The 15,739-nt window shown below is 59.4% G+C and carries 10 protein-coding genes and 1 tRNA gene; 6 read left to right on the top strand and 5 right to left on the bottom strand.

Annotated features, from left to right (window positions below; all coding sequences use genetic code 11):
* Positions 1-3: 3 nt before the first annotated feature.
* Positions 4-2,691 (bottom strand): bifunctional acetate--CoA ligase family protein/GNAT family N-acetyltransferase, encoded by a 2,688-nt coding sequence (locus tag PHQ58_RS03190; RefSeq protein ID WP_300106797.1) that lies wholly within the window; start codon positions 2,689-2,691, stop codon positions 4-6.
* Between the two features lie 133 nt (positions 2,692-2,824).
* Here PHQ58_RS03190 and PHQ58_RS03185 point away from each other — a divergent pair, with 133 nt between their 5' ends.
* Positions 2,825-4,072, top strand: coding sequence for a DNA polymerase IV (locus tag PHQ58_RS03185; RefSeq protein WP_300106794.1), 1,248 nt, complete (start codon positions 2,825-2,827; stop codon positions 4,070-4,072).
* Between the two features lie 170 nt (positions 4,073-4,242).
* Positions 4,243-6,909: an EAL domain-containing protein gene (locus tag PHQ58_RS03180; RefSeq protein ID WP_300106792.1), complete on the top strand. Its 2,667-nt coding sequence runs from the start codon at positions 4,243-4,245 to the stop codon at positions 6,907-6,909.
* Here the strand turns inward: PHQ58_RS03180 and queF are convergent.
* Together queF and yaaA are read right to left on the bottom strand one after the other, a co-directional pair.
* Entirely contained in the window at positions 6,845-7,690 is an 846-nt protein-coding gene (gene queF, locus PHQ58_RS03175; protein ID WP_300106789.1) for an NADPH-dependent 7-cyano-7-deazaguanine reductase QueF, read from the bottom strand. The genes PHQ58_RS03180 and queF overlap by 65 nt on opposite strands.
* 127 nt (positions 7,691-7,817) lie before the next feature.
* The gene (yaaA, locus tag PHQ58_RS03170; RefSeq protein ID WP_300106786.1) at positions 7,818-8,594 is read right to left on the bottom strand and encodes a peroxide stress protein YaaA; all 777 of its coding nucleotides are present in this window, start codon (positions 8,592-8,594) and stop codon (positions 7,818-7,820) included.
* Between the two features lie 177 nt (positions 8,595-8,771).
* On the opposite strand from yaaA, the gene ahpC reads away from it, so the two are divergent.
* The 3 genes from ahpC (at position 8,772) to PHQ58_RS03155 (ending at position 14,243) form a co-directional block, all read left to right on the top strand.
* Positions 8,772-9,335 (top strand): alkyl hydroperoxide reductase subunit C, encoded by a 564-nt coding sequence (gene ahpC, locus PHQ58_RS03165; RefSeq protein ID WP_300106784.1) that lies wholly within the window; start codon positions 8,772-8,774, stop codon positions 9,333-9,335.
* Positions 9,336-9,577: 242 nt separating this feature from the next.
* Positions 9,578-11,185 carry an alkyl hydroperoxide reductase subunit F gene (gene ahpF, locus PHQ58_RS03160; protein ID WP_300106782.1) on the top strand — a complete coding sequence of 536 codons (1,608 nt, stop codon included), beginning with the start codon at positions 9,578-9,580 and terminating at the stop codon, positions 11,183-11,185.
* Between the two features lie 103 nt (positions 11,186-11,288).
* Positions 11,289-14,243 carry a valine--tRNA ligase gene (locus PHQ58_RS03155; RefSeq protein WP_300106779.1) on the top strand — a complete coding sequence of 985 codons (2,955 nt, stop codon included), beginning with the start codon at positions 11,289-11,291 and terminating at the stop codon, positions 14,241-14,243.
* 62 nt (positions 14,244-14,305) lie between these two features.
* Here the strand turns inward: PHQ58_RS03155 and PHQ58_RS03150 are convergent, their stop codons facing one another.
* Positions 14,306-14,533, bottom strand: a complete 228-nt coding sequence (locus PHQ58_RS03150) for a sulfurtransferase TusA family protein (protein WP_300106776.1) — start codon at positions 14,531-14,533, stop codon at positions 14,306-14,308.
* 40 nt (positions 14,534-14,573) lie between these two features.
* Positions 14,574-15,476 carry a cysteine synthase CysM gene (cysM, locus tag PHQ58_RS03145; protein WP_300106774.1) on the bottom strand — a complete coding sequence of 301 codons (903 nt, stop codon included), beginning with the start codon at positions 15,474-15,476 and terminating at the stop codon, positions 14,574-14,576.
* Positions 15,477-15,513: 37 nt separating this feature from the next.
* Here cysM and PHQ58_RS03140 point away from each other — a divergent pair.
* Positions 15,514-15,598 (top strand) — tRNA-Leu (locus tag PHQ58_RS03140).
* The last annotated feature ends 141 nt before the right edge of the window (positions 15,599-15,739 follow it).

Genomic DNA, 15,739 nt, shown 5'->3' with positions numbered 1-15,739 from the left:
AACTCAAACCACCTGCAAGTGATGTGTCACCAGTTTGAAGTCCGGGTCTTCAGGGAACGACTTCACGACAAAGCCCAGCCCCTTCATGAGCTTGAGCATGTTGGGGTTGTTGGCCAGCACCAAGCCTTCAATTTCGGTCAGGCCTTTTTCACGCGCAAAGTCCATGATGGACAACATCAACCGTGAGCCCAGGCCACGCCCCTTGAACTCATCAGCCACCACCAGCGAAAATTCGCAACTGGCGCGGTCCGGGTTGGTGATGTAGCGCGACACACCCACAATGCGCGTGGTCTCAACGGTGTTGCCCTTGTCATCTTTGGATTCTTCGGTGACCAGGGCCACCAGCGCCATTTCACGGTCGTAGTCAATCAGCGTGAAGCGCGACAGCATGGTGGCGGGCAGCTCCTGCATGCTTGAGACAAACCGGAAATAACGGCTCTCGGGCGACAAGCCACGCACAAAGGCCTGCAGCATGGTGGCATCGTCCGGATGCACCGGGCGCACGATGTATTCGCCACCACCGGCCAGCATGCACAGCTGCTCGTGTTGTGACGGGTAGGGCAATATCGCCAGATGGTTGTAATGGCGCACCGATGGCGCCGCGTTGTCCACCACAATGCGCGCATCCACCGCCAGCGCACCAGACTCGTCCACGATGATGGGGTTGATGTCCATCTCGCGCAGTTGCGGCAGCTCGCACACCATTTCAGACACACGCAGCAAAATTTGCTCCAGTGCCACCATGTTCACCGCCGGGGCGCCGCGCCACACGCCAAGTGTTTCTGCCACGCGTGAGCGCTCAATCAGGCGGCGTGCCAGAAACTGGTTCAGGGGCGGCAACTCCATGGTGCGGTCGTTGATGAGCTCGATCATGGTGCCGCCCGCGCCAAAAGCAATGGCCGGGCCAAACGGTGCGTCGGTCACCAAACCCACACACACCTCACGGCCACGCCGCTGGTTGGACATGTTCTGAATCGTCACGCCATTGATTCGGGCGCCGGGCTGCAGCTTGGACACTGCCTGGATCATGTCCAGATAGGTGTCACGCACGCTGGTGGCGTTCAGGATGTTCAAGGCCACGCCCTGCACATCTGACTTGTGGCTGATGTCGGGCGAGTCAATTTTCAGCGCCACCGGAAAGCCCAGCTGCGTGGCGATCATGATGGCTTCATTGGCACTGCGCGCCAAAATGGTTTTGGTCACGGGAATGTGAAAGGCCGCCAACAGCGCCTTGGACTCCATCTCGGTCAGCACCTTGCGTCGCTCGGCCAGCACGCTGTCAATCAACAGGCGCGCGCCTTCAATGTCGGGCTGCTTCAGATCCGACAAGGGCGGCGGCGTTTGCTGCAGCAACTGCTGGTTTTGATAAAACGAGGCAATGTTGCCAAACGCACCCACCGCTGCCTCTGGCGTGCGGAAGGTGGGAATAGCGGCATCGTTGAGAATTTTGCGTGCATCGCCAACTGTCGCATCACCCATCCAGCAGGTCAGCAGTGGCTTGCTCACATGGCGGTTAAAACCGGCAATGGCACTGGCCACGGCGTCGCCGTCAGCACCCATCTTGGGCGAATAGATCACCAAAATACCATCCACCTGCGGCGCCTTGCTCAGGGCTTCAATGGCGGCACGGTACTGCTCCGGGCCCGCGTCTTCCGACACATCAATCAAATCCGTCAAGGTGGCAAGCGGTGGCATCAAGGGCTTGAGCACCAAGGCCTGCTCAGGGGTCAGGCGACCCATCTCAAGGTTGATTTCACTGATCCAGTCAGCGGCCAACACCCCTGGGCCACCGCCATTCGTGACCACAGCCAGGCGTTTGCCCACCGGTTTGTAGCGCGAGGCCAGGCACTTGGCGGCCGAGAACAGCGCCACAAAAGAGCGCACCCGCACAGCACCGGCACGGCGCAAGGCGGCATCAAACACATCGTCGCTGCCCACAATGGTGCCCGAATGTGTCAGCGCAGCGCGGTTACCAGGCGCCTTGCGGCCGGCCTTGAGCACCACCACCGGCTTGGCGTTGGCCGCTGCGCGCAGGGCGCTCATGAAGCGCCGGGCGTTGGTGATGCCTTCCAGGTACACCACAATGCTGTGCGTCTGGGCGTCCGAGGCCAAAAAATCAAGCACTTGTGCCATGTCCACGGCAGTGTTTGGCCCAAGTGACACCACTGTAGAAAACCCCACTGCGTTCTTCTTGGCCCAGTCCAGAATGGATGCGGTGAGCGCGCCAGATTGCGACACCAGCGCCAGCGGCCCATGCGACGCCAAATCGCCCGCCACACTGGCGTTGAGCTGCAACTGCGGGCGCTGAAAGCCCAGGCAATTTGGCCCCAGCAGGTAAATACCATCGCGCGTGGCAATCTTGTGCAACTCGGCTGCATGGGCGGCATCAATGCCGCTGGAAATCACCAAGGCGGCGCGGCACTTGATGCGCCCGGCGATTTCAAGCGCGGCAGACACCTCAGCCGCAGGCAAGGCAATGATGGCCAGGTCCGCATGCACGGTGGCCAAATCAGCCAAGGTGCCGGTTGAATGAATGTCCAGAAAGGTGAGCGTGCCAGTGAAGCGCTGCGCGGTGATGGCCTGGTGCAACACCTTGGCCTGCGGCGTCTGGGACTCAGGCTCGTCGGGCTTGCCGGCAAACACCACAATAGAGGCTGGTGAAAAAAGAGCGCTTAAAAAATGCTTATCCATGGAACCACCTATTGACTAATTTGCAGTATTGTGCCGCTTAACTCAAAAAAAACAGGCACTTTATTGACTTGGTGTAAATACCACACCCCCAGACCGCGACTTTATGCCACTTCACGCCACACCCCAGGGCCCGATGCCAGCCGCAACGATGCGCCGGCGCATTGCGCACCTCGACATGGACGCGTTTTATGCGTCGGTGGAGTTGCTGCGTTACCCGCAACTCAAGGGTTTGCCGGTGGTGATTGGCGGCGGGCGCAGGTCTGAGGACGAAGCCTTCAAGGGCGCGCAAGCTGACCGGCCGCTGAACAAGATTCCGGTTGCGGCTTTTCCCCTGCTTCAGGGCTACACCGGGCGCGGTGTCATCACCACCGCCACTTACGCAGCACGGCAGTTTGGCGTGGGCTCAGCCATGGGGCTGATGAAGGCCGCCAAGCTCTGTCCGCAAGCCATTCTGCTACCGGTGGACTTTACTGAGATCAGGCGCTACTCAAACGCCTTCAAGGCCATCATCGGGGACATTGCACCGCTGATGGAAAACCGTGGCATTGACGAGGTGTTCATCGACTTCACCGCAGTGCCCGGTGGCCAGCGCGAAGGCGGCCGGGTGCTGGCGCGACTCATCCAAAAAAGCATTTTCGATGCCACCGGCCTGACCTGCTCGGTGGGCGTGGCGCCCAACAAGCTGCTGGCCAAAATGGCCAGCGAGTTCAACAAACCCAACGGCATTGCCATCGTGTTTGAAGAAGACCTGCACAGCAAGATATGGCCACTGGCGTGCCGAAAAATCAACGGCATCGGCCCCAAAGCCGATGAAAAGCTGCAAAGCTTCGGCATCCACACCATTGGCGAGCTGGCGCAAAAAGACATTGACTGGCTGATTGACCACTTTGGCCAAAAAACCGGTGCCTGGCTGTTTGAGGCGGCCCACGGCCAAGACGAACGCCCGGTGGTGCTGAGCAGCGAACCGGTGTCCATCAGCCGTGAAACCACCTTTGAGCGCGATCTGCACGCCGTGCGCGACAAAGCCGAATTGGGCGCCATCTTCACCCAGCTGTGCGAGCAGGTGGCGGACGACTTGGCCCGCAAAGGCTACGTGGGTAAAACCGTGGGCATCAAGCTGCGTTATGACGACTTCAAAAGCGTCACCCGCGACCATACCCTGCCCAACCACACCGGTGATGCCCAAACCATCCGAAAAATTGCCGGGTTATGCCTCAAACGTGTGCCGCTGAGCCAGCGCCTGCGCCTGCTGGGTGTGCGTGTGGGCTCGCTGATGAAAGCCGAAGAACATGCAGAATTTATGAAAAATGAGCCTGTAGCCCTTATTAATAAAGCGCAAGAAGCTACTGATTCAATAGCACTTGAGTGGCAGCTTTTTTGAAGCATCGCGCGCAAACCGGGCCAATGCCATCCCCCAGCCCTCGGCGCCGCGACCTGCCCCGCAGAGCGCTGGCAGGCACAGGTCATAACGCCTGACAAACAGGACTACCATCGCCACTTGTCTTGCCATTGCGCAGCCTTTCCCTTTGACCAGACCCCGTTTTTCATGTCATGACCCCGGCCCTTGACCCCTCCGCTTCATTGCACCAGTTGTTCACTGGCGACCTGAGCTTGCTGCAGCGCTTCATTGACGCGTTACCGGTGCATTGTTTTGTCAAGACGCCGGGCAACGACATGGTGCTGATCAACCAGACCGGCGCGCAGGCCTTGGGCAGCACGGTGCAAGGCGTTCGCGGCAAACCGCTGGCCACCTGGCTTGACGCAGGCCAGTTGGCGCACGTCAGCCAGCAAGACCAGCAAGTGCTCACCCAGCACCACACCGTGCGTTTTGACGAAACCCTGTGGGACGCCCAGAGCGCGCAATACCGCCACAACCTGACCTTCAAAACCCCGGTGTTTGATGCCCAGGGGCAAGCGCGTTTTTTGATTGGCCTGGTGCTTGATGTCACCGAACAAAAAACCCTGGAAAACCAAACCGCCAGCGAGCTCCAACTGTTGGAGTTGCTGGCCACCAACGCCCCGCTGCCCGAGTTGCTGGCAGCCTACACCCAAAGCTTCGAGGCCAATTTTTCCGGGGTGATCTGCTCGGTGTTGCTGATGGACCCCGACGGCATCCACCTGCGCCACGGGGCTGCGCCCAAACTACCAGTGGCGTTTTGCCAGGCCATTGACGGCGTCGTCATTGGCCCGATGGTGGGCTCCTGTGGCACGGCGGCCTTCACGCGCGAAACCGTGGTGGTCAGTGACATTGCCACCGACCCACTCTGGCAAGACTACCGCCACCTCGCGTTGGCGCACGGCCTGCAAGCCTGCTGGTCGGTGCCCATTTTGTCAACCAAAGGCCGGGTGCTAGGCTCCTTTGCCAATTACCACCGAGAGCCGCGCAGCCCGCAGGCGCATGAACTGCTGGCCCTCAAACGCAGCGCCTACTTGCTCGGCCTGTCCATCGAACACCACCAGATCGGGCAAAACCTGGCGCAACAGGAAACCGCCCTGCGCGAAAGCGAGGCGCGCTACCGCACCCTGGTGGAATGGTCCCCCGAAGCCGTGGCCGTGCACAGCTTGGGCATGATTACTTATGTCAACACCGCCTGCATCAAGCTGCTGCGTGCCGACACGGCGGCTGACCTGCTGGGCAAACACATTGGCGAATTGCTGCACCCCGATGACCGCGAACGGGGCCTGGCCCGCGCCAGACAGGCCCTGGAAACCGGCGACAGCATCCCCATGACCGAAGAACGACTGTTGCGCCTGGACGGCAGCACGGTTTCTGTCGAAATCCAGAGCACCGCCATCGTCTACGACGGCGCACCTGCGGTGTACGTGGTGGCACATGACCTCTCAAAACGCCGAGAGGACGAGGAAACCATCCACCACCTGGCGTTTTTTGACGCCCTGACCGGCCTGCCCAACCGCCGCCTGATGCTGGACCGCCTGCAACAAGCGCTGGCGTCCTCGCAACGCAAACAGCTCCATGGCGCGCTGCTGCTACTGGATCTGGACAACTTCAAACAGCTCAACGACCTGCAGGGCCACAATGTGGGTGATGCCCTGCTGCTGCAAGCGGCGCGGCGCCTGCAGGCCTGTGTGCGCAAGAGCGACAGCGTGGGTCGGGTCGGTGGTGACGAGTTCATGGTGCTGCTCGACATTGGTGCCGACAGCGCGTCGCACGCGGCCCAATACGCCGAGACCGTGGCGCAAAAAATCCTCAAACAACTGGCTGAGCCTTACACCTTGCTGGGCAAACCCTATGCCAGCACCTGCAGCATTGGCGCCATGGTGTTCATGCAAGGCGGTGACGGCCGCGACAGCGTCGTCAAAATGGCCGACGCCGCCATGTACCAGGCCAAAGCGGCCGGACGCAACATGGCGTGCTTTTATGACCCCGCCATGCAAGCCCAGGCGGTGGCCCGCGCCGAGTTTGAAGACGACATGCGTGAAGGTTTTGAACGCCACGAATTCACGCTGTTCTACCAAATTCAGGTCGATGTGCAGGGCTGCCCCACGGGCGCAGAAGCCCTGGTGCGCTGGCGCAGTGCCAAGCGCGGCATGGTCTCACCGCTGGAATTCATCCCGCTGGCCGAAGAAAACGGCATGATTTTGCCGCTGGGCCAATACGTGCTGGAAACCGCTTGCACTCAGTTGGTGGCTTGGGCGCAACAACCGGCCACAGCGGCCTGGACGGTGGCGGTGAATGTGAGCGCACGGCAGTTTGCGCAGGCAGGTTTTGTTGACGACGTGACCCAGGCGCTGAAAAAAACCAGTGCCAACCCGCTGCTGCTCAAGCTTGAGTTAACGGAGAGCATGCTGGTGAAAAACGTGGAGGCGGTGATCGCCAAGATGAACGCCATCAAAGCGCTGGGCGTGAGTTTTTCGCTGGACGACTTTGGCACCGGCTACTCCTCGCTGTCTTACCTGAAGCTGCTGCCGCTGGCCCAGCTGAAAATTGATCAGTCGTTTGTGCGCGACCTGCTGACCGACCCCAACGATGCCGTGATAGCCCGCACCGTGGTGGCGCTGGGCCACAGCCTTGGCATGCGCGTGATTGCCGAAGGCGTGGAAACCGCCGCCCAACGCGACCTGCTGGCCAGCATGGACTGCGATGCCTTCCAGGGCTACTACTTTGGTCGCCCGGTGCCACCTGAAGAATTGTTTACTGCCGCGCGTTGCGGTGGTTCGCTGGCAGCGCCTGCGGGAAACTGCTGCGAAACGGGTTGATGTCAAGCCCACCGCGGCGCGTGTAACGGGCATACACGCTGAGCTTGTGCGGCTGGCAGCGCGCCTGGATGTCCATGAACATGCGCTCGACACAATCTTCATGAAACCCGTTGTGCTGACGAAAACTGACGATGTAGCGCAACAGCCCAGCCTGCTCAATCTGCGGGCCAAAGTAGCTGATCTGCACACTGCCCCAGTCGGGCTGTCCGGTCACCGGGCAATTGCTGCGCAGCAGGTTGCTGGTAAGCACCTCTGACACCGGCGCCTCTGCTGTGGCTGCCTGCAGCAGGTCCGGCGCGGGGGTGTAGCGGTCGCAAATCAGGTCCATGCGGTCCAGACTCAGGCCATCCAGCTCATAAATCGGTTCGCGGTCGAACAACTCTGCCGCAACCAGCTTGACACCCACGCTGCTCTGCACCACAGCTCCGCGCCAGGCGGCTTCAGTCAAATCAGTACGCAGGCGTGTCTGCACCTCGGTGGCGTCGGCAAACCGCGTGTTGTTGAAGCTGTTGAGATAGAGCTTGAACGACTTGCTCTCGATGATGTTGGTCGACTCGCACGGCACCGTGACGTGCGCCAGCGCCACCTGCGGCTTGCCGCGCGGGCTGAGCCAACTCAGCTCAAACGCCGTCCACAGGTCGGCGCCCAAAAAGGGCAAATGCTGCGACAGGCCGAGTGCCGCGCGTTGTGCGGCACGCGGTATCGGGAACAGCAGCGCAGCGTCGTACTGGTCGGCATAGGTGGTGGGCTGGCCCAGTTGGGAGTGGTTTGGCGTGGTCATGAATGCTATTTAATCAAGAGCTGCTTGCGCATATATTTGAAGGGCTAGAGGCTGATTATTTATATAAATATGGAGGTTATCTATTCAAGCATTGCCGCAATGATGTTGATGGGGCATTCTGCCGACTTCAGTCGGCCAGCCGCCGGCGAAACACCAACTTGTCCAGGCTGGAAGCCGCTGGCTCAAACGCATAAGCATCCAGGTCAAAGCCTTTGAGTTGCTCGGGCAGGCTCAAGGCGTGCGTGGCGGCAAAACGCGCCATCAGCCCGCGCGCGCGTTTGGCGTAAAAGCTGATGATCTTGTATTTGCCTCCCTTGAAGTCTTCAAACACACAGTCCACCACGCGGGCCTTGAGCGCTTTTTTGTCCACCGCCTTGAAGTACTCCTGACTGGCCAGGTTGATGATCACCGGGGTGGTGTCGCGCTGCAGCCGGCTGTTGAGGTAGTCAGCAATCTGCGTGCCCCAGAACTCGTACAGGTTTTTGCCGCGGGTATTGGCCAGCGCCGTGCCCATTTCCAGCCGGTAGGGTTGCAGGTAGTCCAACGGACGCAGCACGCCGTACAGCCCGCTCAAGATGCACAAGTGGTCTTGCGCCCAGGCCAGCTCGTTGGCGCTGAGGGTTTTGGCGTCCAGCCCGTCATAGACATCGCCGTTGAACGCCAACACCGCCTGCTTGGCGTTTTTGGCGGTGAATTTAGGGTGCCAGCTTTGGTATCGGGCCACATTCAAGCCACTCAAGGTGTCGCTCAGGCTCATCAGGCTGGCAATGTCCTGCGGTGATTTTTCTTTCAGGATGGCGATCAACTCAGCAGCTTGCGGCACAAACAGTGGCTGGGTGTGGGGCACATCGGCAGCGGGGGCGTCGTAGTCGAGCGATTTGGCGGGGGAGAGTAGAAACAGCATAACGATCCGGGTGATGGCACAGCAAAACCGGCTGCGTTGCGATTATCGCAACAGGGGGTCATATAAATTGACTATCAATAGCTTAAGAACAATGCATCATGAACACGATAGATCAGTCCTATGATTCACCCTATCGGCGAGTTGCCGTGTTTTCTCATCAACCCACAGGAGCTATCTATGTCATTGATCAACACCCAAGTCCAGCCGTTCAAAGCCCAAGCTTTTCACAATGGCAAGTTCATTGAAGTTACCGAGGCCAGCCTCAAGGGCAAATGGTCGGTCGTGATTTTCATGCCCGCCGCCTTTACCTTCAATTGCCCCACTGAAGTCGAAGACGCTGCTGACAACTACCCAGAATTCCAGAAGATGGGCGCAGAGGTCTACATCGTCACCACCGACACGCATTTCTCGCACAAGGTGTGGCACGAAACCTCTCCCGCTGTCGGCAAGGCCAAGTTCCCTCTGGTGGGCGACCCCACCCACGCGCTGACCCATGCCTTTGACGTGCATATTGAAGAAGAAGGCCTGGCACTGCGCGGCACCTTCATCATCAATCCGGACGGCATGATCAAGACCATGGAAGTGCATTCCAACGAAATCGCCCGTGATGTGTCTGAGACCTTGCGCAAGCTCAAGGCAGCCCAGTACACCGCCAGCCACCCAGGTGAAGTCTGCCCCGCCAAGTGGAAAGAAGGCGCCAAGACCATCGCACCATCGCTGGATCTGGTTGGCAAGATCTAAGCATCCTGACCGTTGCGGGACAGGGCATCAGCGCTGTCCCGCAAACGGTCAAAGCGGTCAAGCTTCTCGCTTGAACCCGCAGCGCGCGTTGGGTATCCAACTACGCGAATGTCCCCCGGTTTGGGCAGAGCCCAAACCTCCTCCTTAATTTCGCTACGTCAGATACCCAACGCACGCTGCTTGACTGCGACCTGCGGGTAAAACTTTGCGTTGTCATTTTCAAAGTAAAAAAGGATTCCACCATGCTCGACCAAGACCTGAAAACCCAACTGGCCGCCTACCTGCAGCGCGTCATACAACCGTTCGAGATGGTGGCCAGCCTGGATGACTCCGACACCGCCCGCGAAATGCTTGATCTGCTGCAAACCATCCAGGGCTTGCGAAGCGACATGATCACCCTGAAGACCGATGGCACGGACGCCCGCAAACCATCCTTCACCGTACAGCGCACCGGTAGCCACAACAGCCTGCGCTTTGCCGGTCTGCCGCTGGGCCACGAGTTCACCTCGCTGGTGCTGGCGCTGCTGTGGACCGGCGGCCACCCACCCAAGGTCGAGGCCGATGTGCTGGACAGCATCCGGGCCCTGGACGGCGACTTCAACTTTGAGGTCTACATGTCCCTGAGCTGTCACAACTGCCCGGACGTGGTGCAGGCCCTGAGCTTGATGGCCATCTTCAACCCCAAGGTCAAGACCGTGGTGATCGAGGGCGGCGCATTCCAGGAAGAAGTGACCCGGCGCGACATCATGGCCGTGCCCATGGTATTCCTCAATGGCCAGATGTTTGGCTCGGGCCGCATGCTGCTGGAAGAGATCATCGCCAAGCTCGACACCGGCGTGTCCGCCCGAGAAGCCGCCAAGCTGTCGGACCAAGCCCCCTATGACGTGTTGATCGTCGGCGGAGGCCCGGCCGGCGCTGCAGCTGCCGTGTATGCGGCCCGCAAAGGCATCCGCACCGGCATTGCTGCCGAACGCTTTGGCGGCCAGGTGAATGACACCATGGCGATTGAAAATTTTGTGTCCGTGCTGGAAACCGACGGCCCCAAATTTGCCGCCGCGCTGGAAGCCCATGTGAAGGCTTACAACGTCAACATCATGAATTTGCAACGCGCCGACAAGCTCATCCCAGCGGCACAAGCCGGTGGCCTGATCGAAATTCAGTTGGCCAACGGCGGCTCACTCAAGAGTAAAACCGTCATTCTGAGCACCGGCGCGCGCTGGCGCAATGTCAACGTGCCGGGCGAAGCGCAGTACAAAAACAAGGGCGTGGCCTACTGCCCGCATTGCGACGGCCCGCTGTTCAAGGGCAAACGTGTGGCGGTGATTGGTGGCGGCAACTCAGGCGTGGAAGCGGCCATTGACCTGGCTGGCATCGTGGCCCATGTCACGCTGATCGAGTTCGACACCAAGCTGCGCGCGGACGCAGTGCTGGTCAACAAGCTGCAAAGCCTGCCTAACGTGACCATTCACGTGAACGCGCAAACCAAAGAGATCACCGGCGACGGCCAAAGAGTGAATGGCCTGAGCTACAAGGACCGCGCCACCGAGGCCGTGCACCATGTTGAACTGGAAGGCGTGTTTGTGCAAATTGGCCTGGTGCCCAATACCGAATGGCTCAAGGGCACGCTGGAGCTGTCCAAACATGGCGAAATCGTGATCGATGCCAAAGGTGCCACATCACTACCCGGTGTGTATGCTGCAGGTGATGCCACCACAGTGCCCTTCAAACAAATCATCATCGCCACCGGCGACGGCGCCAAGGCGGCGTTGAGCGCGTTTGACTATTTGATGCGCTTGCCGGCTGCGGCACCCCAGGTGGCAGCCGCACCAGCAGAAGCGGCCATGGCCTAAACCCTGGCGGCCTGAGGTTGGCTCGGTAAAATCGGGCCAGTTCCCTCTTTTTTACATCGAGCGGCGCCTGTTGGGCGCCGTTCGTCATTGATTGCCCACTCCCATGACCGACACCCTGCAACAACCCGGCCTTGACAGCCTGTCCAAATCCTTCGAGCCCGCCGCCCTGGAAGCCCATTGGGGCCCCGAATGGGAGCAACGTGGCTACGGCGTGGCAGGGGCACACGGCACAGGCCAGCCCAGCGCGGAGGCCGCAGCGCGCGGCGACAACTTCTGCATTCAGCTGCCACCACCCAACGTGACCGGCACGCTGCACATGGGGCATGCGTTCAACCAGACCATCATGGACTCGCTCACGCGTTACCACCGCATGGCCGGCTTCAACACCGCCTGGATTCCCGGTACCGACCACGCAGGCATTGCCACCCAGATCGTGGTGGAGCGCCAGCTGCAAGCCCAAGGCATCAGTCGCCATGACATGGGCCCAACACCCGCTGAAGCCCGCAAAAACTTTGTGAGCAAGGTCTGGGAATGGAAAGAAAAGTCCGGCAACACCATCACCACCCAGATGCGCCGCATGGGCGACACGGTGGACTGGAGCCGCGAGTACTTCACCATGGACCCCAAGCTGTCCAAAACCGTGACTGAGACCTTTGTGCGCCTGTACGAGCAAGGCCTGATCTACCGTGGCAAACGCCTGGTCAACTGGGACCCGGTGCTGATGAGCGCCGTCAGTGACCTGGAAGTGGAAAGCGAAGAAGAAGACGGTAGCCTGTGGCACATCCTGTACCCGTTTGCCGACGGCCCGCAGCTGGTGAACGGCGAACTGGCGCCCGGCCTGGTCGTGGCCACGACACGCCCCGAGACCTTGCTGGGCGACGTGGCCGCCATGGTGCACCCCGAGGACGAGCGCTACGCGCACCTGATCGGCAAAGACGTTACCCTGCCCTTGTGCAACAGAACGATCCCGATCATTGCCGACGACTATGTCGACAAGGCCTTTGGCACCGGCGTGGTCAAAGTTACCCCGGCACATGACCAGAACGACTACCAAGTCGGGCAACGCCACAAACTGCCAATGATCTGCGTGCTCACGCTGGATGCAAAAATCAATGACCAGGCACCCACTGTGTACCAAGGCCTGGACCGCTTTGCAGCACGCAAACAAATTGTCAAAGACCTGCAAGCCTTGGAGTTGATGGTCGAGATCAAAAAACACAAACTCATGGTGCCGCGTTGCGCCCGCACCGGCCAGGTCATCGAGCCCATGCTCACCGACCAGTGGTTTGTGGCCATGACCAAAGTCAGCGAACAAGACCCCACGGGCAAGAGCATCACGCAAAAAGCCATCGACGCAGTGCAGTCTGGCGAGGTGAAATTTGTGCCCGAAAACTGGGTCAACACCTACAACCAGTGGATGAACAACATTCAAGATTGGTGCATCAGCCGCCAACTCTGGTGGGGCCACCAGATTCCGGCCTGGTATGGCGAAGACGGTACTGTTTTTGTAGCAAGAAATGAAGAAGATGCAAGGGTCAAGGCTGAAAAGGCTGGCTACACCGGCACATTGACGCGCGATGAAGACGTGCTTGACACCTGGTACTCCAGCGCCCTCGTCCCCTTCAGCACCATGGGCTGGCCAGAAGCTGGCGATGCAGAAGGCAAGCTCAAGGATATCGACCTCTACCTGCCCAGCAGCGTGTTGGTCACAGGCTACGACATCATCTTCTTCTGGGTCGCCCGGATGATCATGATGACCACCCACTTCACTGGCAAAGTGCCCTTCAAACACGTCTACATCCACGGCCTGGTGCGTGACGCGCAAGGCCACAAAATGAGCAAGAGCGAGGGCAACGTGCTTGACCCGGTGGACTTGATCGACGGCATTGCCCTGCCCGAACTGCTGGTGAAACGCGCCGAGGGCCTGCGCAAACCAGAAACCGCACCCCAAGTGCGTAAAAACACCGAGAAAGAATTCCCCACCGGCATCCCCGCCTTTGGCGCCGATGCCCTTCGCTTCACCTTTGCGTCACTCGCATCCTTGGGCCGCAGCATCAACTTCGATGCTAAACGCTGCGAAGGCTACCGCAACTTCTGCAACAAACTCTGGAATGCCAGCCGCTTCGTGCTGATGAACTGCGAGGGGCAAGACTGCGGCTTGAAAGACCACACGGCGGCGGAATGCGAAGTTGGCGCCAGCTACCTGAGTTTTAGCGCCGCTGACCGCTGGATCGTGTCGCTGCTGCAAAAAACCGAAGCAAATGTCGCACAGGGTTTTGCCGACTACCGCCTGGACAACGTCGCCAGCACTATTTACGACTTTGTCTGGAACGAGTTCTGCGACTGGTACCTTGAAATTGCCAAGGTGCAAATTCAAACCGGCAACGACGCACAGAAACGTGCCACGCGCCGCACCCTGATCCGCACGCTGGAAACCATTTTGCGGCTGGCCCACCCCATCATTCCATTTGTCACGGAAGAACTGTGGCAAAAGGTGGCGCCTGTTGCCGGGCGTGCGGGCGAATCGGTGGCGATTGCGGCCTTCCCCAAGGCCCAACCCGAGCGCATTGACGAAGGCTCAATAGCCCATGTCGCCAAGCTCAAAACGCTGGTGGATGCCTGCCGCAACCTGCGCGGCGAGATGAGCGTGTCACCCGCCACGCGCCTGCCGCTGTTTGTCATGGCCAGCTCAACCGCAGAAGCGGCCTTCATGACCCAAGCTGCGCCAGTCTTGCAGTCCCTGGCCAAACTGAGCGAAGTGCGGGTGTTTGAAGACGAAGCAGCCTGGGCCGCAGCGGCCCAAGCAGCGCCAGTCGCCGTGGTGGGCGAGGCGCGCATTTGCCTGTTTATGGAAATTGACGTGGCCGCCGAAAAGCTGCGCCTGGGCAAAGAGCTGACGCGCCTGGAAGGTGAAATCGTCAAGGCGCACGGCAAGCTGGGCAACGAATCATTTGTAGCACGTGCACCCGCCGCCGTGATTGATCAGGAACGCAAGCGCCTGACCGACTTTGAAGCCACCGTGGCCAAGATCCAAGACCAGTTGGCTCGGCTGGGCTAAACGCAAAACGCCATCCTTGCGATGGCGTTTTCAAAAGCTGGCTGGAGCCAGCCAACGCAGCCTTAGCGGCGGCGAAGCACGTGAATGAAGTCTGTGCCCACCGTCTGCTGGTCCACGAGCTCATTGCCGGTCTGCTTGGCAAAGGCCTGAAAATCTCGCAACGAGCCTGGGTCGGTTGACACCACCTTCACGGTCTGGCCACTGCTGAGTTCAGCCAGGGCTTTTTTGGCTTTCAGAATGGGCAGTGGGCAATTCAGCCCACGGGTGTCGATTTCTTTGCTAATGTGCATGATGGCTTGATCCTGGAATTTTTTGAAGAATGCCCGCGCGTCAGGCCGGAAAAACACCGGTCGACAAATAGCGGTCACCCCGGTCGCAAACGATGAAGACAATTGTGGCGTGCCTTTCGCGCTTGGCAATTTCTTCAGCCACCCAGCAAGCACCCGCCGCTGAAATGCCGGCAAAAATACCTTCTTCCCGGGCCAGCCTGCGGCACATGTCCTCAGCGTCCTCCTGACTCACATACATCAAGTCGTCCACATGGGTCGGGTCATAAATCTTGGGCAGATAGGCCTGCGGCCACTTGCGAATGCCCGGAATACGCGACCCATCGGTGGGCTGCACACCAATAATTTTGATCGCCGGGTTTTTCTTCTTGAGGTACTGTGACACACCGGTAATGGTGCCAGTGGTGCCCATGGCGCTGACAAAGTGGGTGATCTTGCCCTTGGTGTCAGCCCAGATCTCGGGCCCGGTGGTTTCCACGTGAATGCGCGGGTTGTCAGCGTTGGAGAACTGGTCGAGCACATGACCTTTCCCCTCACGCGCCATCTGGTCGGCCAGGTCGCGCGAGTATTCCATGCCGCCGCTCTTGGGCGTCAAAATCAGTTCAGCGCCAAACGCCTTCATGGTTTGTGCGCGCTCAATCGACAAGTCTTCGGGCATGATCAAAATCATGCGGTAACCCTTGATGGCTGCCGCCATGGCCAGCGCAATGCCGGTGTTACCCGAAGTGGCCTCAATCAAGGTGTCGCCGGGCTTGATCTCGCCGCGCTCTTGCGCGCGGTTGATCATCGACATGGCGGCCCGGTCCTTGACCGAACCCGCGGGGTTATTGCCCTCCAATTTGCCCAAAATCACGTTGCCTTGCGTCTGATTTTGATCGGCTCCAATGCGCTGCAAACGCACCAAAGGGGTTTTACCGATCAAATCTTCAATGGTGGAATATTTCATACCCCGCACTGTGCCATAATTCGGGCCTCAAAGCGTTGCCCGGGTGGTGAAATTGGTAGACGCAGGGGACTCAAAATCCCCCTCCGAAAGGAGTGCCGGTTCGATTCCGGCCCCGGGCACCAGAATAGCGCTTCAGACAGTATCAGAACCCCTCAGAACCCGCATGTTATCTAACATGGCGGGTTTTTTGTTGCTTCATGCAGGCCTTGCACCTAGGGTTAACCCTTGGCTGCATTATGATGCACTGCACAATTTTTACGCCA

Origin of the sequence: Rhodoferax sp. (assembly GCF_028688795.1) — a bacterium.
In the GTDB taxonomy this organism is placed as follows: Bacteria; Pseudomonadota; Gammaproteobacteria; order Burkholderiales; family Burkholderiaceae_C; genus Rhodoferax.
The sequence above is the reverse complement of the archived record's forward strand: the minus strand, read 5'-3'. Positions and strand labels throughout refer to the sequence as shown.

Coding starts and splice junctions, on each gene's coding strand:
- ahpF (WP_300106782.1), top strand. CDS start 9,578: ATGCTCGACCAAGACCTGAAAACCCAACTGGCCGCCTACCTGCAGCGC.
- yaaA (WP_300106786.1), bottom strand. CDS start 8,594: ATGCTGTTTCTACTCTCCCCCGCCAAATCGCTCGACTACGACGCCCCC.
- PHQ58_RS03190 (WP_300106797.1), bottom strand. CDS start 2,691: ATGGATAAGCATTTTTTAAGCGCTCTTTTTTCACCAGCCTCTATTGTG.
- PHQ58_RS03185 (WP_300106794.1), top strand. CDS start 2,825: ATGCCAGCCGCAACGATGCGCCGGCGCATTGCGCACCTCGACATGGAC.
- cysM (WP_300106774.1), bottom strand. CDS start 15,476: ATGAAATATTCCACCATTGAAGATTTGATCGGTAAAACCCCTTTGGTG.
- PHQ58_RS03150 (WP_300106776.1), bottom strand. CDS start 14,533: ATGCACATTAGCAAAGAAATCGACACCCGTGGGCTGAATTGCCCACTG.
- queF (WP_300106789.1), bottom strand. CDS start 7,690: ATGACCACGCCAAACCACTCCCAACTGGGCCAGCCCACCACCTATGCC.
- PHQ58_RS03180 (WP_300106792.1), top strand. CDS start 4,243: ATGACCCCGGCCCTTGACCCCTCCGCTTCATTGCACCAGTTGTTCACT.
- ahpC (WP_300106784.1), top strand. CDS start 8,772: ATGTCATTGATCAACACCCAAGTCCAGCCGTTCAAAGCCCAAGCTTTT.
- PHQ58_RS03155 (WP_300106779.1), top strand. CDS start 11,289: ATGACCGACACCCTGCAACAACCCGGCCTTGACAGCCTGTCCAAATCC.